The sequence below is a fragment of the Oscillochloris sp. ZM17-4 genome (assembly GCF_019599295.1).
Taxonomy (GTDB): Bacteria; Chloroflexota; Chloroflexia; order Chloroflexales; family Chloroflexaceae; genus Oscillochloris.
Map to the genome: position 1 here is coordinate 26,543 of NZ_JAIEWN010000002.1, position 16,099 is coordinate 42,641.

15 protein-coding genes and 2 pseudogenes are annotated in these 16,099 nt (G+C 68.3%); 7 read left to right on the plus strand and 10 right to left on the minus strand.

The features are described 5' to 3' along the window. Window positions 1-140: 140 nt before the first annotated feature. Complete coding sequence (locus K2Z83_RS02015) at window positions 141-2,729, plus strand: heavy metal translocating P-type ATPase (RefSeq protein ID WP_220593526.1); 2,589 nt, start codon at window positions 141-143, stop codon at window positions 2,727-2,729. A gap of 104 nt (window positions 2,730-2,833) precedes the next feature. Here K2Z83_RS02015 and K2Z83_RS02020 read toward each other — a convergent pair whose 3' ends face one another. From K2Z83_RS02020 to K2Z83_RS02035, 4 genes and pseudogenes are all read right to left on the minus strand, one after another. Continuing rightward, on the minus strand, window positions 2,834-3,796 hold the full coding sequence (locus K2Z83_RS02020; protein ID WP_220593527.1) for a hypothetical protein: 963 nt from the start codon (window positions 3,794-3,796) through the stop codon (window positions 2,834-2,836). A 53-nt stretch (window positions 3,797-3,849) separates the two neighbouring features. Continuing rightward, window positions 3,850-4,827, minus strand: a complete 978-nt coding sequence (locus K2Z83_RS02025) for an STAS domain-containing protein (RefSeq protein WP_220593528.1) — start codon at window positions 4,825-4,827, stop codon at window positions 3,850-3,852. 17 nt (window positions 4,828-4,844) lie between these two features. Further along, window positions 4,845-5,711 carry a UbiA family prenyltransferase gene (locus K2Z83_RS02030; RefSeq protein WP_220593529.1) on the minus strand — a complete coding sequence of 289 codons (867 nt, stop codon included), beginning with the start codon at window positions 5,709-5,711 and terminating at the stop codon, window positions 4,845-4,847. A 98-nt stretch (window positions 5,712-5,809) separates the two neighbouring features. Then, window positions 5,810-5,949: pseudogene (locus K2Z83_RS02035) on the minus strand. Beyond that, a pseudogene (locus K2Z83_RS29705) lies at window positions 5,845-5,919 on the plus strand (zinc-ribbon domain-containing protein); the annotation flags it as partial. The pseudogenes K2Z83_RS02035 and K2Z83_RS29705 overlap by 75 nt on opposite strands. A gap of 42 nt (window positions 5,950-5,991) precedes the next feature. Continuing rightward, the gene (locus tag K2Z83_RS02045; protein ID WP_370650032.1) at window positions 5,992-7,098 is read left to right on the plus strand and encodes a family 16 glycoside hydrolase; all 1,107 of its coding nucleotides are present in this window, start codon (window positions 5,992-5,994) and stop codon (window positions 7,096-7,098) included. 83 nt (window positions 7,099-7,181) lie between these two features. Here the strand turns inward: K2Z83_RS02045 and K2Z83_RS02050 are convergent, their stop codons facing one another. Next, entirely contained in the window at window positions 7,182-8,468 is a 1,287-nt protein-coding gene (locus K2Z83_RS02050; protein ID WP_220593530.1) for a DUF190 domain-containing protein, read from the minus strand. A gap of 278 nt (window positions 8,469-8,746) precedes the next feature. Between K2Z83_RS02050 and K2Z83_RS02055 the strand changes: the two genes are divergently transcribed. The 3 genes from K2Z83_RS02055 (at window position 8,747) to K2Z83_RS02065 (ending at window position 10,819) form a co-directional block, all read left to right on the plus strand. Beyond that, the gene (locus K2Z83_RS02055) at window positions 8,747-9,019 is read left to right on the plus strand and encodes a hypothetical protein (RefSeq protein WP_220593531.1); all 273 of its coding nucleotides are present in this window, start codon (window positions 8,747-8,749) and stop codon (window positions 9,017-9,019) included. 42 nt (window positions 9,020-9,061) lie between these two features. Continuing rightward, window positions 9,062-10,345, plus strand: a complete 1,284-nt coding sequence (locus K2Z83_RS28615) for a winged helix-turn-helix domain-containing protein (RefSeq protein ID WP_255603154.1) — start codon at window positions 9,062-9,064, stop codon at window positions 10,343-10,345. Window positions 10,346-10,579: 234 nt separating this feature from the next. Further along, window positions 10,580-10,819 carry a ferredoxin family protein gene (locus K2Z83_RS02065; protein ID WP_220593532.1) on the plus strand — a complete coding sequence of 80 codons (240 nt, stop codon included), beginning with the start codon at window positions 10,580-10,582 and terminating at the stop codon, window positions 10,817-10,819. 34 nt (window positions 10,820-10,853) lie between these two features. Here K2Z83_RS02065 and K2Z83_RS02070 read toward each other — a convergent pair whose 3' ends face one another. From K2Z83_RS02070 to K2Z83_RS02090, 5 genes are all read right to left on the minus strand, one after another. Beyond that, entirely contained in the window at window positions 10,854-11,225 is a 372-nt protein-coding gene (locus tag K2Z83_RS02070; RefSeq protein WP_220593533.1) for a hypothetical protein, read from the minus strand. Between the two features lie 129 nt (window positions 11,226-11,354). Then, the gene (serS, locus tag K2Z83_RS02075) at window positions 11,355-12,623 is read right to left on the minus strand and encodes a serine--tRNA ligase (RefSeq protein WP_220593534.1); all 1,269 of its coding nucleotides are present in this window, start codon (window positions 12,621-12,623) and stop codon (window positions 11,355-11,357) included. Between the two features lie 44 nt (window positions 12,624-12,667). Next, window positions 12,668-13,147, minus strand: coding sequence for a hypothetical protein (locus tag K2Z83_RS02080; RefSeq protein ID WP_220593535.1), 480 nt, complete (start codon window positions 13,145-13,147; stop codon window positions 12,668-12,670). A gap of 115 nt (window positions 13,148-13,262) precedes the next feature. Next, on the minus strand, window positions 13,263-13,751 hold the full coding sequence (locus tag K2Z83_RS02085) for an 8-oxo-dGTP diphosphatase (RefSeq protein ID WP_220593536.1): 489 nt from the start codon (window positions 13,749-13,751) through the stop codon (window positions 13,263-13,265). Window positions 13,752-13,760: 9 nt separating this feature from the next. Then, on the minus strand, window positions 13,761-14,261 hold the full coding sequence (locus tag K2Z83_RS02090) for an NUDIX domain-containing protein (RefSeq protein ID WP_220593537.1): 501 nt from the start codon (window positions 14,259-14,261) through the stop codon (window positions 13,761-13,763). Between the two features lie 739 nt (window positions 14,262-15,000). Between K2Z83_RS02090 and K2Z83_RS02095 the strand changes: the two genes are divergently transcribed. Next, complete coding sequence (locus tag K2Z83_RS02095; protein ID WP_220593538.1) at window positions 15,001-16,047, plus strand: CehA/McbA family metallohydrolase; 1,047 nt, start codon at window positions 15,001-15,003, stop codon at window positions 16,045-16,047. The last annotated feature ends 52 nt before the right edge of the window (window positions 16,048-16,099 follow it).

Consider the following 16,099-nt stretch of genomic DNA (forward strand, 5'->3'; position numbering starts at 1 on the left):
TATTCGCGCTAACAAAAACTGATTGTGCTGTGGCACGACGTAGCCGCGCCGCAGCACAATCAGTGCAGCATGTGCCTGCTGGGCACACATAATAAAGAATCTGGGGGCCATAGGCCCCCGCCCCCACTGGCAGGTGATATATGGCAGAGCAGCAGATCAACCTCCCCGTCACCGGGATGACATGCGCCTCCTGCGTGATGCGGGTCGAGAAGGCGCTCAAGAAGCTCCCCGGCGTGGTCGAGGCCAGCGTCAACCTGGCCACCGAACAGGCGGCCGTGCGCTTCGACCCGGCCCAGGCCAAGCCGCAGCAGATCCAGGCCGCCGTCGAGGCCGCCGGCTACGGCATCGTCACCGACCGCCTGGAGATCCCGGTGACGGGGATGACATGCGCCTCCTGCGTGATGCGGGTCGAGAAGGCGCTCAGGAAGGTCCCCGGCGTGATCGACGCCAGCGTGAACCTGAGCACCGAGGGCGCCAGCATCACCTACTCGCCGGCCAGCTCTAGCTTCGCAGAGCTGAGGCTGGCGATCGAGGGCGCCGGCTACGGCGTGATCGAGACGGCCGACGCCGACGCCGGCGCGCCCGAGGATGTCGAGGCCGCCGCCCGCGCCCGCGAGCTTCAGGACAAGCGCCGCAAGCTGATCGTCGGCGTGGCCTTCGGCCTGCCGCTCTTCCTGATCTCCATGTCCCGCGACTTCGGCCTGATCTCGCCCTGGTGGACCGGCGCCGCCGCCACCCTCCAGCAGCAGATGCCGGACATGCCGATGGCCGAGATGATGGGCAAGGTGGCCGCCCGCGACGACCTGCTGAACTGGCTGTTCCTGGCCCTGGCCACCCCGGTGCAGTTCTACAGCGGGCGCGACTTCTACATCCACGCGTGGAAGGCCCTCAAGGCCCGCACGGCGAACATGGACACCCTGATCGCCATGGGCTCCTCGGTGGCCTACCTCTACAGCCTGATCCTGCTGCTCAGCGGCGCCTCCGGCCACGTCTACTTCGAGACCGCCGCCCTGATCATCACGCTCATCCTGGTCGGCAAGTACCTGGAGGCCCGCGCCAAGAGCCAGACCGGCGCGGCCATCCGCGCGCTGGTCGGCCTCCAGCCGAAGACCGCCCGCGTCCTGCGCGGCGGCCAGGAGGTCGATGTCCCGGTGGCCGAGGTGCGCAAGGGCGAGATCGTGATCGTCCGCCCGGGCGAGAAGGTGCCGGTGGACGGCGCGATCATCAGCGGCGAGTCGGCCGTGGACGAGAGCATGGTCACCGGCGAGAGCCTGCCGGTCGAGAAGCGCGCCGGCGACAGCGTGATCGGCGCGACGATCAACCGCAGCGGCAGCTTCCAGATGCGCGCGGTGCGCGTCGGCAAGGAGACGGCCCTGGCCCAGATCATCCGCCTGGTGCAAGAGGCCCAGGGCTCGCGCGCCCCGGTGCAGCGCCTGGTCGACCAGGTCGCCAGCGTCTTCGTGCCCGTCGTGATCGGCGTGGCCCTGCTGACCTTCCTGGCCTGGCTGCTGGCCGGCGTCGGGCCGACCCAGGCCATGCTCTTCGCCGTGGCCGTGCTGGTGATCGCCTGCCCCTGCGCCCTCGGCCTGGCCACCCCGACCGCGATCATGGTCGGCACCGGCACCGGCGCCGAGCACGGCATCCTGATCAAGAACGCCGAGAGCCTGGAGCGCGCCGCCAACATCAGCGCGATCATCCTCGACAAGACCGGCACGATCACCCAGGGCAAGCCGGCGGTCACTGACGTGATTGCAGATTGCAGATTGCAGATTGCAGATTTTGCTCACGCTGCTACCCCAACAGGTAGGGAGCGGAGCGAGTCTCCTGGCTCGGATCAATCTGAAATCTACAATCTGCAATCTGCAATCTTGCAGCTGGCGGCGAGCGCGGAGAGCCGCAGCGAGCACCCGCTCGGCGAGGCGATCGTGGCCGAGGCCAGGGCGCGCGGGATGGCGCTGTCCCAGCCCGAGGGCTTCAGGGCCACCGCCGGGGCCGGCGTCGAGGCGACGGTGGATGGCCGCCAGGTGCTGGTGGGCACCATGCGCATGATGGGCCAGCGCGGCGTGGACCTGGGCGATCTGCCCGCCGAGGTCGAGCGGCTCCAGGCCGAGGGCAAGACGGCCATGCTGGTGGCCGCCGACGGCGAGGCCCTCGGCGTGATCGCGGTGGCCGACACCGTCAAGCCCAGCTCGGCCGCCGCCGTGGCCGCCCTGCGCGCCCGCGGTGTGACGGTGGCCATGCTCACCGGCGACAACCGGCGCACCGCCGAGGCGATCGCCGCCCAGGTCGGCGTAGACACGGTGCTGGCCGAGGTGCTGCCCGGAGACAAGGCCGCCGAGGTGCGGCGGCTCCAGGCCGAGGGCAAGGTGGTGGCGATGGTCGGCGACGGCGTGAACGACGCGCCGGCGCTGGCCCAGGCCGACGTCGGCATCGCCATCGGCACCGGCGCCGACGTGGCCATGGAGGCCGCCGACATCACCCTGATGCGCGGCGACCTGGGCAGCATCGCGCAGGCGATCACCCTCAGCCAGGCCACCATGCGCACGATCCGCTGGAACCTGTTCTGGGCCTTTATCTACAACGTGGTGCTGATCCCGCTGGCCGCCGGGGCGCTCTACCCGCTCACCGGCTGGCAGCTCAGCCCCATCCTGGCCGCCGGGGCCATGGCCTTCTCGTCGGTCTTCGTGGTCAGCAACAGCCTGCGGCTGCGCGGGCTGCGGCTCGGGTAGGTGCGCCGGGCACCAGACACATGTGGGATGATGTCGCCCCCGCGATCAGGGCCGGAGGGGCGGGCCAGCCCGTCCGGCCCGTAAACGGTGGTGCCACAGTGGCATCACCCCATCGACTGCGCCGCCTGACGTAGCGACCACTTCCCCGTCGCCGCGTCCCAGCCCCACACCGCGCGCCGCACCTGCGGCACGTCGGTCGCGTTGGCTTGGAGCGAGAAGGTGAAGGGCACCAGGTCGATCACCAGATCGTCACCAACCAGGCGCAGCTTGCGCGCCCGCTCCTGCGGCGTGGCCCCGGCGGCCGTCAGATCAAGGAGCTGGACTGGTGGGCCAGCTGCGCGCCCCTGCGCGTCCAGCGGCAGGGCCACCACCTCGGGGCGACGGGCCAGCCCGGCATACATGGTGTAGCCCGCACCCTGGCGCACCAGCAGCACGCCCATCACATCGGTGTCGCTGAGGATCGTGGTCTGTCCGCCGTCGGGCAGGTGCATGGCGATCACCCCGCCCTGCTCCTGGGCCGGCGTCGAGCCCAGCACCGACCCCGCGTAGAGCGTGTCCAGGCCGCAGGCGTAGAACAGGCCCAGCACCCCGAACGGGTTGCGGGCGCTCGCCGCGCCGGGCAGCGTCACGAAGGGATGGAGCTCGCCGCTGGCCGTGTCCGCCCGCCAGATTGTCGCCGCCCCCGCCAGCGGATTGTCGGCCAGCGAGAGCCGCGGGGTCGGCGCGGCGTAGACGTTGCCCTGCGCATCGTAGGCGATGGCCCCCAGGTAGCCGGCGTCATCCCAGGTCGGATGCTGGTAGGCCGACGCCTCGCCCGTAGCGGAGCGCAGGGCCAGGCCCATCTCACGCCCGTCGGTGGCCAGAGCCACATCCGGCGATGTTGCCACCGCTGCGACAAACTGCGGCGTCGCCCGACAGGTGTCCACCGCCTCGGGGCGAGAGGCCACCGATGGCGCGGGCGCGCCGCCCAGCGCGACGGCCAGGCCAGCCACTACGATCACCAGGGCGAGCAAGCCCAGCGCGACCGGCAGGATGCCGGGCGCTCGCTGAGGGCGTCGTGCGGGCATCTAAAACCCCTCGCGTCATAAGCGCTATGCGTTTGGATACTATGCAGGCAACGCTAGTTCTGTGCAACCGACATGCGCAGCTCGGCAGCAAGCGCCTCCTGGGGCGAGCGTGCGATCGAAACCATAGCGCTCCAGTCTACGCCCATCGTCGTGAGCGTGGCGGCCAGATCAGCGGGAATGCTCGTGATGACCACACGCACCCCGAGCAGCCGGACGGCCTGCATGCTGCGCCGCAGCGCATCAGCGACGGCGGTATCAAGGATCGTCACACCGGCCAGGTCGATCAGGACCAGCCGGGTGCGCTGCGCGTGCAGGGTGGCGAGCAGCCGGCTGGTGAACTGCTCGATGCGCCGCTGATCAACCTGGCCGATCAGCGGCGCGAGCAGCACGCCATCAGCCAGTGTGACGGTCGGCACTTCGAGGAGGCCAACCAGCTCCAGCGTGCGCTGAAGCTCGGCGGCCTGCGCCGACGCCCGCGCTGCCAAATCGGCGTATTCCGCAGCCTGCGCCGCGCTCGCGGCGGCCTCGGCATTCGCGCGGGCGGCCTCCTGCGCGAGCTGGGCGCGCTGCGCATCGACAATCAGCCGTGTCACGACCAGGCCGGCGATAATCAGCGCCAGGATGACGAGCCGGAATGGCTCAGTGTAGGGGTTTGCCACGCCGAGCGCAATCGTGATCGCCACCAGCGAGGTGATCGGGACCGCGGCGATCAGGATCGGCCCGGCGACAATCCCCGCGACAACCGGCCCCACAAAGAATACCGGAGAGAAGCCGGCGGTATTCGGCGCGTCAAGGATGAGCGATGCGGAGATCGTCACCATGGTCACGATGGCGCTGACCGGCCCCGTGTAGGTCCAGTTTCTTCGGTGCAGCCACAGCAGCACGCCAAAGATGATGGCGGTGACGCCCGCAGCAATGCTGATCGTCAACGAGAAGTGCGTCAGCGGCTCGGTGATAACCACGATGATTGCGACGGCCAGTTGAAGTGCGATCATTACCTGGGTTGCGGTGTGCTGGCTAATCGAGCGCATCTCTCTCTCCAGTACGACTATGACACGAGGCGGACGCGGTGTATCTGCTGGTAGGCTGGGATCGTCAGCAGCCCAGCGACGAGCAGGATGATAGCGAACGGTACAAGCATACTACTAACCCGAACGGCAACAAGTGCGGCTATCACATATTTAATCACCAGCGCGTGGAGGTGGCATGCTCGCCCCGCGCGCCAGGGCATCGCGCCGAGCGGCAGCAGCACAAGCAGCCAGGGGAAGGCGAGGATTTCGGCAAAGAGAGCCAGGGCCACGCCAAACAATCCCCAGGCCACCCAGGGAGCCGCCTGCGGCGCGACAACGGCCAGCGTCCGGGTGCCGGCGCGCGTGTCCGGCTCCTGGTCGCGCACGTCGCCCCAGAGGTTCCCCCCTGCGTCAATTATAGCGAATGCAAGCGCGATCTGCACCGTGGCCGGGGTGATTGGCCCGGCCACGGCAGCGCAGAGCAGAAGCAGGCTCGCGCCAGCGACTCCCCGCAGGATGTTGGAGAGGCCCGGCACGCTCTTGGCGGCGGCGTAGAGGATACTGGACACGATCGTCGCCAGCGCGCCGGGGATCAGGCGCGCGCCACCGACGAGAATGGCCGCGCCGGCGACACTCAGGCCGGCGAGCGCGAGGCTGATCAGCAGCAGAGGTGTGTCATCGCGCCCCCGAAGTGCCCGTGCATCGGCACGGCGATGGATGAGGTCGCTGACTGCGCTCAGACCGAGCAGCATCCCCGCTGGCAGAGCGATGATGAGCACAAGATGGTGCCAGAGAAGCGCCGAGGTGATCGTCGCTGCGGTCGCGAGAGCCGAGAGCGAGAGGTACGGCAACGTATAGATGCGTCCGACGCGCAAGACACGCCCGAGCGGGCTGGTGGTGTTCATAGAGTGCTTGTCGTTAGGCATAGTGCGCGTTAGGCTTAGGAAAGCCAAAACGAGGCGACGAGGAAATTGCTCCCTCATCGCCTCGTTTGAGTTTCCATTGGTAGCGGCGGCAGGATTCGAACCTGCGAGGCCAATGTCAGACGTACGCTACTGCCCCTCATGTGGCGCGCAGGTGAGCGCGAACGAGCGCTTCTGCGGAAGCTGCGGCACGCGCATGGACCAGCCCGCCCCCGCCGCCCCGACAGTGCCATTAGGGCGGCAGGCCGCCCCGCCGACGCAGGTGCTTCCGCCAGCCCAGGCCCCTACGCCGCCGACGTTTGGCACGCCGCCCGTCCCGCCGCCGACGTTTGGCACGCCGCCCGTCCCGCCGCCGACGTTTGGCGCTCCCGCCGACCCGACGGCGGCCCCGCCGAGGCGCGGGCTGCCGGTGTGGGTGATCATCCTGCTCGCGGTGGCCGGCCTCTGCGCGATCGGCTGCGTCGCCGTCGCCGCCTTCGTCGTCATCACCGGCGACAGCACGGCCAGCGCGACCGCCACGCCCCGGCCCTCGGGCCTCGGCGGCGGGATCGTGCCCGTCCCGACCCGCGAGGGCGGCGGCGGGATCGTGCCCGTCCCGACCCGCGAGGGCGACGCGCCGACCGATGAGATCCCCGCGCCCACCGCCGCCAACATCCCCACCGCCGCGCCCACCAGCACCGGCGGCGGGATCATCGGCGGCGTCAACCCCAACGCCGAGGCCGCCCGCACCGCCGAGGCCGCCACCGCCCAGGTTGTCGCCGCCACCGCCCAGGCCGAGCAGACCAACGCCGAGGTCGCCAGCCTAATCGCCTCCGCCAAGCAGGTCTTCAAGGACGAGTTTGTCGACAACCGCAACCGCTGGTTCACCGGCGTCTTCGAGGATATCGAGACCGACACGATCGAGGACGGCGTCTTTAAGGTGAGCTGGGCGGCCAAGGGCACCTCCTACGAGCTCTACGAGGTGCGCGAGCTGACGAACTTTGTGGCCGATGTGGACTGCGTGGTCCACCAGGGCGGAACCGATGGCAGCTGCAGCCTCGTCTTCGCCCAGAAGACCGACGTGGGCTTCTATAAGTTCGAGGTGTTCGACGACTACTACCGGCTCTTCGTCGTCTCCTCTGGCAGCGACCCAACCAATCTGGCGGAGGGCGACCCGGCCGGCATCGTGAGGCCCGGCGAGGTGAACAGCCTGCGGGTGATCAAGCAGGGCGATCAGATTCGTATCTTCCTCAACGGGACGCTGCTTGACACGCTGAGCGATAGCACCTACCAGACCGGCAAGATCGGCGTCTCGACGAACTCGTACAGCGAGAGCGGCGGGGTTGAGGTCTGGTTCGATAACTTTGTGATCTGGGAGCTGCCCTCGTAGGCACCGTCTCGACAGATCATCAAAAGCCGCGTGGTGGTGCAGCTGTTGCTGCACCACCACGCGGCTTTTGATGCCAAAGGCCGCTAGGCCTGCACGCCCAGGGCGGTGAGCAGGCCGGCCCGCCCGACGATGCCAACAAACTTCCCGTCGGCGTCTACCACCGGCAGCGCCTTGATCTTATGCGCGACCATCAGGCGGATGGCCTCGGCCACCGGCGCGTCGGAGCGCACGGTGATCGCCGGGGCGCTCATCGTCTCGGCGGCGGTGCGGCCGTAGCCCTCGACCTGGAGGGCCGCCGTCTTCTTGCCGGCGCTCAGCCAGGCCGCCAGCTGGCTCAGGGCGCTCGGCGGCATGCGCCGCGACGCCCGGCGCAGCACGTCCCCGTCGGTGATGATACCCAGCACGCCCCCGCTCTCGTCGAGCACCGCCACCCGCCGCATCGGGCTCTCGAGCAGCGCGTCGAGGGCTTCGGCCACCGGCGCGTCGGGGAGCACCGTCGTCGGGCCAGCGATCATCACATCGGCCACGGTGGCCGGCGCGCCCGCCGGCAGGCGCAGCGGCTGATCGGGGCGCTGGCGCAGCCCCTCGGCGACCGTCTTCAGCAGGTCGTAGCGGCTGACCATGCCCACCAGATGCCCGGTGAGATTCACCACCGGCATGCGCTTACGGTCGTGGCCGGCCATCACGGCGGCGGCCTGGGCCAGCGACATATGATCGGGGATCGTCTGCGGGGTGGGGGTCATTAGGTCGGCGGCGGTCTGGGGCTGCTCGGCGAGCGCCTCGACCTGGGCGGCGCGCTCGCTCAGCGGCAGGTTGCGCTGGAGCCGCACCGAGAGGCCCTGCACCCCGTGGTTCAGCAAGTCCCCGTCGGTGATGATGCCGACCACGTGGCCGCCGCCGTCCACCACCGCCACTGCCCGCAGCCCGCGCTCGATCAGCAGGTTCACGATATGGCCGACCGGCTCCTCGGGGGCCACGCGGGCCACGTCGCGGCTCATCACGTCAGCCACGGTCAGGTGGCGCGGGAAGGGGCCGCCCTCGCGCTGGCCGCGGAACACCACCTCCACCGGCGAGATCACGATCATGCCCTCCTGCACCAGGTCGCGCAGCTGCGGGATCACCTGAGCCACACGGTCGGCCCGGTCGACCAGCGTGATCACCAGGGGCAGGTGGCTGGCGATGTCGATCGCCATCTCGCTATGGATCACCTGGTGGACGCCGTAGCCGCCCACGCCGCGCAGCACCGTCGCGCCGGGGCAGCCCGCGTCGCGCAGCACCTCGACGATCTGCTGCGCCAGCGACCTGCCGCTGATGCTGTCACCCTCACCTATATAAATCGAGAGCTGCTGCGTCCTTCCTGAGTCGTTCATCTGGGCCTCCGCATCATTGCGAGCGTTCCAACGCGCCCGACTGCATATTCGCCCCAATCGTACCGCGTTTTTTCTGGCTGTCAGTGATGAATCCGCCAGAGCACGGCAAGATCTAGCACCGGAGTGCGCGGCGCGAGCCTCCATCGTATGCATAGGAGTAGTTCGAGGTTAGGACTATTGGCTACGCAACTTCAGATGAACAGGCCGTAACCTAATAGTTAAAATTTCGTTTAAACGGGCGTGTGAACAAAACAGCCAGGCACAAGGAGGCACCTGCAATGGCAGCACTCAAGAGCATCGGACGGTCCGCGCACACGATGAAGATCGTGAAATATGCGATCACCATCGGCGCGGTGGTGATCACCAGCCTGGGATCGATGGCGATGGACGATGAGCGCGCCCTGGCCGGCACGCATGAGGTGGCCAGCATGAGCGTCCCCGAGCAGATGATCGACGGCGTCCGCGACGCCCTCGCGCCGCTGGCGACATGGCTGGCCGAGCCGGATGAGAGCCCGGCATCGTGCTCGCAGCAGGCGAATGTCAACCAGTAGTGGCGCAGCGTGCTGTGCCCGTTTATCTGGAGGATCTACTGAATGAGCGCAGACAAAGCAGCCCGCCTGGCGGCGATCAGGGCCGCCAACAGCACAAAGGCGGCCGCCGATCCGACGGCCCCTGCGGCGGTGCCCGCCCCTGCGGGCGATGATAAGGCGGTCCGCCTGGCGGCGATCAGGGCCGCCAACAGTACGAAGGTGGCCGCCGAGCCGGCGGCCTCTGCAACACCCGCCCCCGCGCCGAAGGTAGCCGCGCCGAAGGCCGCGCCGAAGCTAGCCGCCGCCACCATACCCGAGAGCTCGCTGCTGAGCCTCCAGCTACGGATCGTGCTGGGCCTCATGTTCATCGTGGTGAGCGGCCTGCTCATCCTGACCGCGATGGAGATCTGGCAGCCGATCCTGCGCATGGCCCTGCCGGCCGTGGAGACCAGCAGCTACATCTCGATGTCGCGCTCAAGCGCGATGGTCGGCTACGTCCTGCTCTGGATGTCGATGGCCTTCGGCCTGGCGATCACCAGCAAGGCCACGCGGATCTGGCCGGGCGGCCCGGTCGCCGTGGACCTGCACCAGCATCTGAGCATCCTGGGCCTGGTCTTCTCCGCCTTCCACGTCCTCATCCTGCTGGGCGACCCAGCGCTGAACTTCACGCTGGTGAAGGCGCTGGTGCCGAACGTGCCGAATGGCTACCGCCCCATGTGGATGGGCAACCTGGGCAAGGCCGCCCTCTACCTGATGGCGATCGTCGGGCTGAGCCACTATGTGCGCGCGCACATCGGGCCGCGGGTGTGGCGGAAGCTCCACTACGCCAGCTTCGCCGTCTTCGTCCTGACGCTACTGCACGGGGTGTTCGCCGGCAGCGACACGGGCACCTTCTGGGCCGAGTGGCTGTACGCCTTCAGCGCCATGAGCCTGGTGGGCCTGACGATCTACCGGGTGAAGGCCCGCAAGCAGCGCGCGCCCGCCGCCGCCGGGCTCCAGGTCGGCGCGGTGCGCTTCGACCCGATCGCCCGCATGGCCACCCTCCACGACGGGCGCAAGGTCGAGCTGCGGATCACCGAGGCCAACCTGCTGTTCTACCTGATGCAGAACGCCGGCCGGCCCCTGCGGCCCGAGCAGATCCTGGCCGGCGTCTGGGGGCAGAGCTACCGGGGCGAGAGCAAGCTGGTGGACGGCTACATCCGCCGGCTGCGCGCCCGCATCGAGCCCGACCAGGGCACGCCAACCTACATCCGCACCGTCGAGCAGGGCTACCTGTTCGACGGGAGCGCGCCCCATATCACCACCGCCGCCGCCGAGGGGCTCGGCCGCGCGCGAGCGTCCGCGTAGGGAATTGCAGATTGCAGATTGCAGATTTGGCGTAGCAAAGCTGGGCAATCTGCAATCTGCAATCTACAATCTGGCTTACCCAATTTAGACATGGTTTCAGAGGGGCCGAATCAGAGTAACAGTTCGTAGTGTGGGCTTCAGCCCCCTGTGGCCCATCTGGCGCGCTGAAGCGCCCACTACGAGCCTCGCAAACTGTAAATCGCCTACGAACCTTGTCTTAAGGAGAAACCCCCAATGATCTACATCATCACCGAGCCCTGCATCGGCATGAAGAACGCCACCTGTGTCGCCGTCTGCCCGGTGGACTGCATCTACGAGGGGCCGGACCAGTACTACATCAACCCCGACGAGTGCATCGGCTGCGGGGCCTGCGAGTCGGAGTGCCCGGTCTCGGCGATCTACACCGAGGAGGAGGTGCCGGCGGAGTACGCCAGCTACCTGGAGAAGAACAAGGGCTTCTTCGTCGGGGCATAATAAAAACTTAGTAGGGACGCAGCGTGCTGCGTCCCTACTGGGCCTCCGCCCACGCGAGGTACGCCTCCAGCGGGCCGTTGTAGTAGACGTGGACGACCTGGTTGAAGGTGATCTTGCCGACGGCGTCCCAGACCTCGTTGTCGTCGGCGCTGTAGGCGACGAGCATGCCCCGCTCGGGGGCGTACTCGTCCTCGCCGGGCGGGATGACGAAGGCGAGCCAGGACTCGGGGTAGCGCGACTCGACCTCGGAGATGAGCTCGACCCGGCCGCGCTCGGCCATGCCGGTGTAGGGGCAGCCGCAGTCGCAGTCCGGCCCGCAGCTGGAGTGGTCGCCGTCGCCGGTGCCGCAGGACGAGAGCTTGGTGCCGCCGTGGTCGGCGCTGGTGAGATTAATAAGCGTTGGCATACCCTCTATGGTATCACACTCTTTAGGGCTACGCCCTAAAACCCCTTCATATTTCTGGTTGAAATTGCCAGCTTCGCTGGCAATTTCAACCAGAAATATGATCACCTTCGGCGCGTGGGCGCCGTCGCGCTAGCGGATCACCTCAAGGCCGCCCATGTAGGGCCGCAGCACCTCGGGCACGACGATGCTGCCGTCGGCCTGCTGATAGTTCTCGATGATCGCGATCATCACGCGGGGCAGGGCCAGGCCGGAGCCGTTGAGCGTGTGAAGGAACTCGGGCTTGGCGCCGGGCTCGGGCCGGTAGCGCAGGTTGGCCCGCCGCGACTGGTAGTCCTCGAAGTTCGAGCAGGAGCTGACCTCCAGCCACTCCTCGACGCCGGGCGACCAGATCTCCAGGTCGTACTTCATCGTCGCCGTGCCCAGGTCGGCGGTGCAGAGCTGCAGCAGCCGGTAGGGCACGCCCAGCCCCTTGCAGATATCCTCGGCGTTGTCGATCAGGGTCGTCAGCTCGGCGTAGCTCGTCTCCGGCGTGACAAACTTGACCATCTCGACCTTGTCGAACTGGTAGACGCGCTTGATCCCGCGCACATCGCGGCCGGCGCTCATCTGCTCGTTGCGCCAGCAGGGCGTGTAAGCCACATGGTAGATCGGCAGCTGGCTGGCCTCAAGGATCTCCTCGCGATAGAGGTTCGTCACCGGCACCTCGGCGGTGGGGATGAGCGTGAGGTCGGCGCCCTCGATCGTGAAGAGGTTCTCGCCGAAGCGCGGCAGGTTGCCGGTGCCGACGAGCACCTCCTCCTTGACCACATAGGGCGGGGTGATCTCGCTGTAGCCGTGCTGCTGGGTGTGGACATCCAGCATCCAGGTGATCAGGGCGCGCTGGAGCCGCGATCCGGCGCCCTTGAGCACGAAGAAGCGCGTGCCGCTGAGCTTCACGCCGCGCTCGAAGTCGATGATGCCGAGGGCCTCGCCCAGCTCCCAGTGCGGCCTCGGCGTGAAGTCGAACTGCCGCTGCTCGCCCTCGACCCGCACGACGACGTTGTCGTGCTCGGTCGTCCCGTCGGGCACATCGGCGTGGGGCAGGTTCGGCAGCCAGAGCATCATGCGGCTAAACTCAGCCTCTGCCTCGTTCGTCTGCCGGTCCAGCTCGGCGATCTGGTCGCCGACCTCGCGCATGGCGACAATCTTCGCCTCGCGCTCGTCCTTGTCCTTCATCTTGCCGATCTCTTTGGAGACCGCGTTGCGCTCGGCCTTGAGCGCCTCCACCTCCTTGATCAGCGCCCGGCGGCGCTCGTCCACGGCCAGCAGCGCGTCCACCTGGGCCGGGTCGTCCCCCTTGCGGCGCAGCCCCGCCCGCACCACCTCGGGCTGCTCACGGATCAGCTTAATGTCGAGCATCACTCACTCCTATGCCATTGCAGATTGCAGATTGCGACGCGCCCCTACTTCTTCGCTAGGTCCTGCATCACCCGAATAATATCGCCCATGCCGATGCTGCCGTCGCTGTCGCTGTTGAGCGAGGTGAACATGCGCGTGAGCATCTCGCGCTGGCGCTGGTCGGCGATGCGGCTCGGCACCAGGTAGAGCGTCTCCCCGTCCCTGATGAAGTAGAGCGCGTAGGGGCTGCCGCCGCGCTCCATGGCCGTCATCACCGCCTGCCGCACCATGGGGTGGGTCACGGGCACCAGGCTGCCGGCAGGCGCGCCCGCCGGGAGATCCATCGCCGGCGGCTCCAGCTCAGCGGTGGGCCCAGCGGAGAACGTGCTCGGCCGCGAGAGAGACGGCTGCTCGGGCGGCATCGCCGGCGGCAGCCCGCTCACCCGCCCCGGGAAGTTGCCCCATGCCCGGTTGAGCATCACGAGCGCGATCAGGATGACGACAACCCCGATGGCCACAATCCCGGCGACAAGTGTCCAGTCCATAGCGGCCTCCTCCATGTAAGGGCGCAGCAGCAGTGTAAGGGCGCAGCAGCAGCTGTGCTCTGCCTTCCCGATAGGCAACTCGGGCTGCTGCGCCCCGACGGCCAACCCCCAACCCCTAGATCAAGCTATAGCTCCAGCTCAGCGGCTGCCCGTCCCGATAGGGCATGACCCCGTGGAACTGGCGCGGGTCGGCGCTGAGGACCAGCGGCAGGAAGTGGCGGTCGCCCGGCCAGAGGGGCAGGTCGAGCATGCGCTCAATGGGTACCCACTCCAGCTCGCCCTCGCTGTTGCGGGCGGGCGGCTCGCCCGCGAAGGCGGTGACCACAAAGATAAAGCCGAGCCAGTCCTCGCCGCCCTTGCCGAAGCCGGGCCAGCTGACCGTGCCGCGCAGGGTCAGCTCAGTGGCCTCGATGCTGGCCTCCTCGCGCAGCTCGCGGCGCATGCCGGCCACCACATCCTCGTCGGGCTCGACCTTGCCGCCCAGGCCGTTATACTTGCCGAGGTGCTGGTCGCCGGGGCGGGCGTTGCGGTGGATCATCAGCGCCGAGCGGCCGTCGGGCGAGAGGACGTAGCCGAGGGTGGCGATGATCGGCGTGTAGGGCATCGTATCCTCCTACCAGCTCCGGGCCAGGCCCACGAGGCCCTGGCGAAACTCGGCGATGCGGCGCAGGGAGCCGGCCTCGGTGTTGTCGGGGACATCCTGCGGCAGAAAGAAGCGGGCGTCCACGATCTCGATGTCGCCGACGGGCGGGCGGGCCTCGCCGAGGGCGGCGCAGACAAAGACGCCGACGTGGTTGTTGAATCCATAGTCGTGCTGGTAGTAGACGCCGAGGAGGCGCTGGATCTGGGCGTCGCAGCCGCCCTCCTCGCGCACCTCGCGCAGGGCGGCCGTGGCCAGATCCTCGCCGCGGGAGACGCCGCCGCCGGGCAGGCTCCAGGGCGTGGGGCCGCTGCGGTGGCGCACCATGAGCAGGCGGTCGCCGCGCGTCACCACAGAGCGCACGCCGAGCTCGGTGGGCCGCGCCAGGCGGCGCAGCCCGTCGCGCACCGTGACGATCGTGTGGTAGGCGAGCGTGAGCCCGCCCTCGCGCATGCCGTTGGTCACATCGTTCATCCGCACCCCATAAAAAAACCTCGCCCTAGAGAAGGACGAGGGAGAAGACCCCGTGGTGCCACCTTCATTCGCCCGGCGCGTGGCGCGGGCCTCTGAGGAGCGCTGTAACGGGCGCGCCCGATCGGGCTTACTGCGGCTGAGGATGAGTGTTGAGCGTTGAGTGTTGAGTGTTGAGCTGGCTCAGCACTCAATATTGCTCGCTCATACACGCGCCCAGAGCCGGTTCGGCTGATGACTCAGGAGGGGATGCGCTGTGCCCGGCCACCGCCTCGCAGCTCCCGGCGGCTCTCTGAAGACCTTCGGCGCGGCGCGCGCTCCATCATCGTCGCTGGGCAAATTATAGCAGGGGCGCCCCAGCGGCGCAACCCCTGGGGCGCAGGGCATGTGCAACGTCGCTGGCGGCTGAAGCCGCGTCGCGGGGGCCTGCGGCCACCCGCCCACCTTCGTGGGCGGATCCGGCGTCGGCCTGCGCCGACGCCCGGCGCAGCGCGCCCTGCCGGCGCGACGTCAGTCGCCAGCCAGGGGGGCGCGCAGGACGTTGCACATGCCCTGCCCTGGGGCGCTCGCCGGCGATCATGTGCTACACTAGCGTCGATTCAAGCAGCCTGTTTGGGGTGGCGGCGACGCAAGGCTGGATTGCAGCGCCCAACCCCCGACTCCCAACTCCTACCCCCGCGCTGAAAGCGCACTAGCCCGAGCACCCGCCGGCGGGGCAGCCCGCCTAGCTGATACGAGCGCCATGAGCAAGAGCTTCGCCTACCCCGGCGCGCTGCATATCCACACCACCTACTCCGACGGCACCGGCACCTTCCCGGAGGTAATCGCCGCCGCCCAGGCGGCCGGTCTGCGCTGGATCATCATCACCGACCACGACAGCCTGGAGGGCGCGCCCTTCGCCGGCTGGCACGACGGACTGCTGGTGATCGTCGGCCACGAGATCACCCCCGACCGCAACCACTTTCTGGCCCTGAACGTGGACACCGTGGTGGATAACACACTGCCGCCCCAGGACTTTGTGGACGAGGTGTACGCCCGAGGCGGGTTCGGCGTGATCGCCCACCCCGACGAGCGGGTGAGGAACAGCTTCAAGGAGATCTACCGCTGGGATGACTGGACGGTGGACGGCCCCCGCCAGCGCGAGGGACGCGTGGTGGGACTGGAGCTGTGGAACCTGATGAGCGACTGGGGCGAGCACCTGACCGCGCGCAACAAGATCGTCAACTTCCTGCTGCCGCGCCTGGGCATGAGCGGGCCGAGCCCGGCTACGCTGGCCTGGTGGGATCGGCTGAATATTGCCGGGCGACGCACCTTCGGCGTCGGCGGGGTGGACGCGCACGCCTTCAAGCAGCGCGCGCCCTGGGGCGAGGTCGAGGCATTCCCCTACCGCTGGATCTTCGGCACCCTGACGAACTACCTGCTGATGGGCGCGCCGCTGAGCGCCGACGCGGAGGTGGCCACCAACCAGGTCTACGCAGCCCTGGCCGGCGGGCGCAGCTACTTCGTGAACCGCCTCGACGGCGACGCCCCGGCGATCATCTTCGCGGCCCGCCGGGGCGATGAGGCCTACGAGATCGGCGACAGCGCCTCGCTGGCCGGCGGCCCGCTGCTGATCGAGGCGGACGTGGGCGCGGACGCCTACATCCGCCTGATCGCCGACGGCGAGGTGCTGACCAGCGGGGTGCGCCGCATCCGCCAGAGCGTCGCCGAGCCCGGCGTCTACCGCCTGGAGGGCTACTGGGGCGGCAAGCCGTGGCTCTTCGCGAACCCGCTGTTCATCGAGGACTAGGGCTGATCTTCACGCGTGCATCCTCGATCTTCACGCGTGCATCCTCGATCTT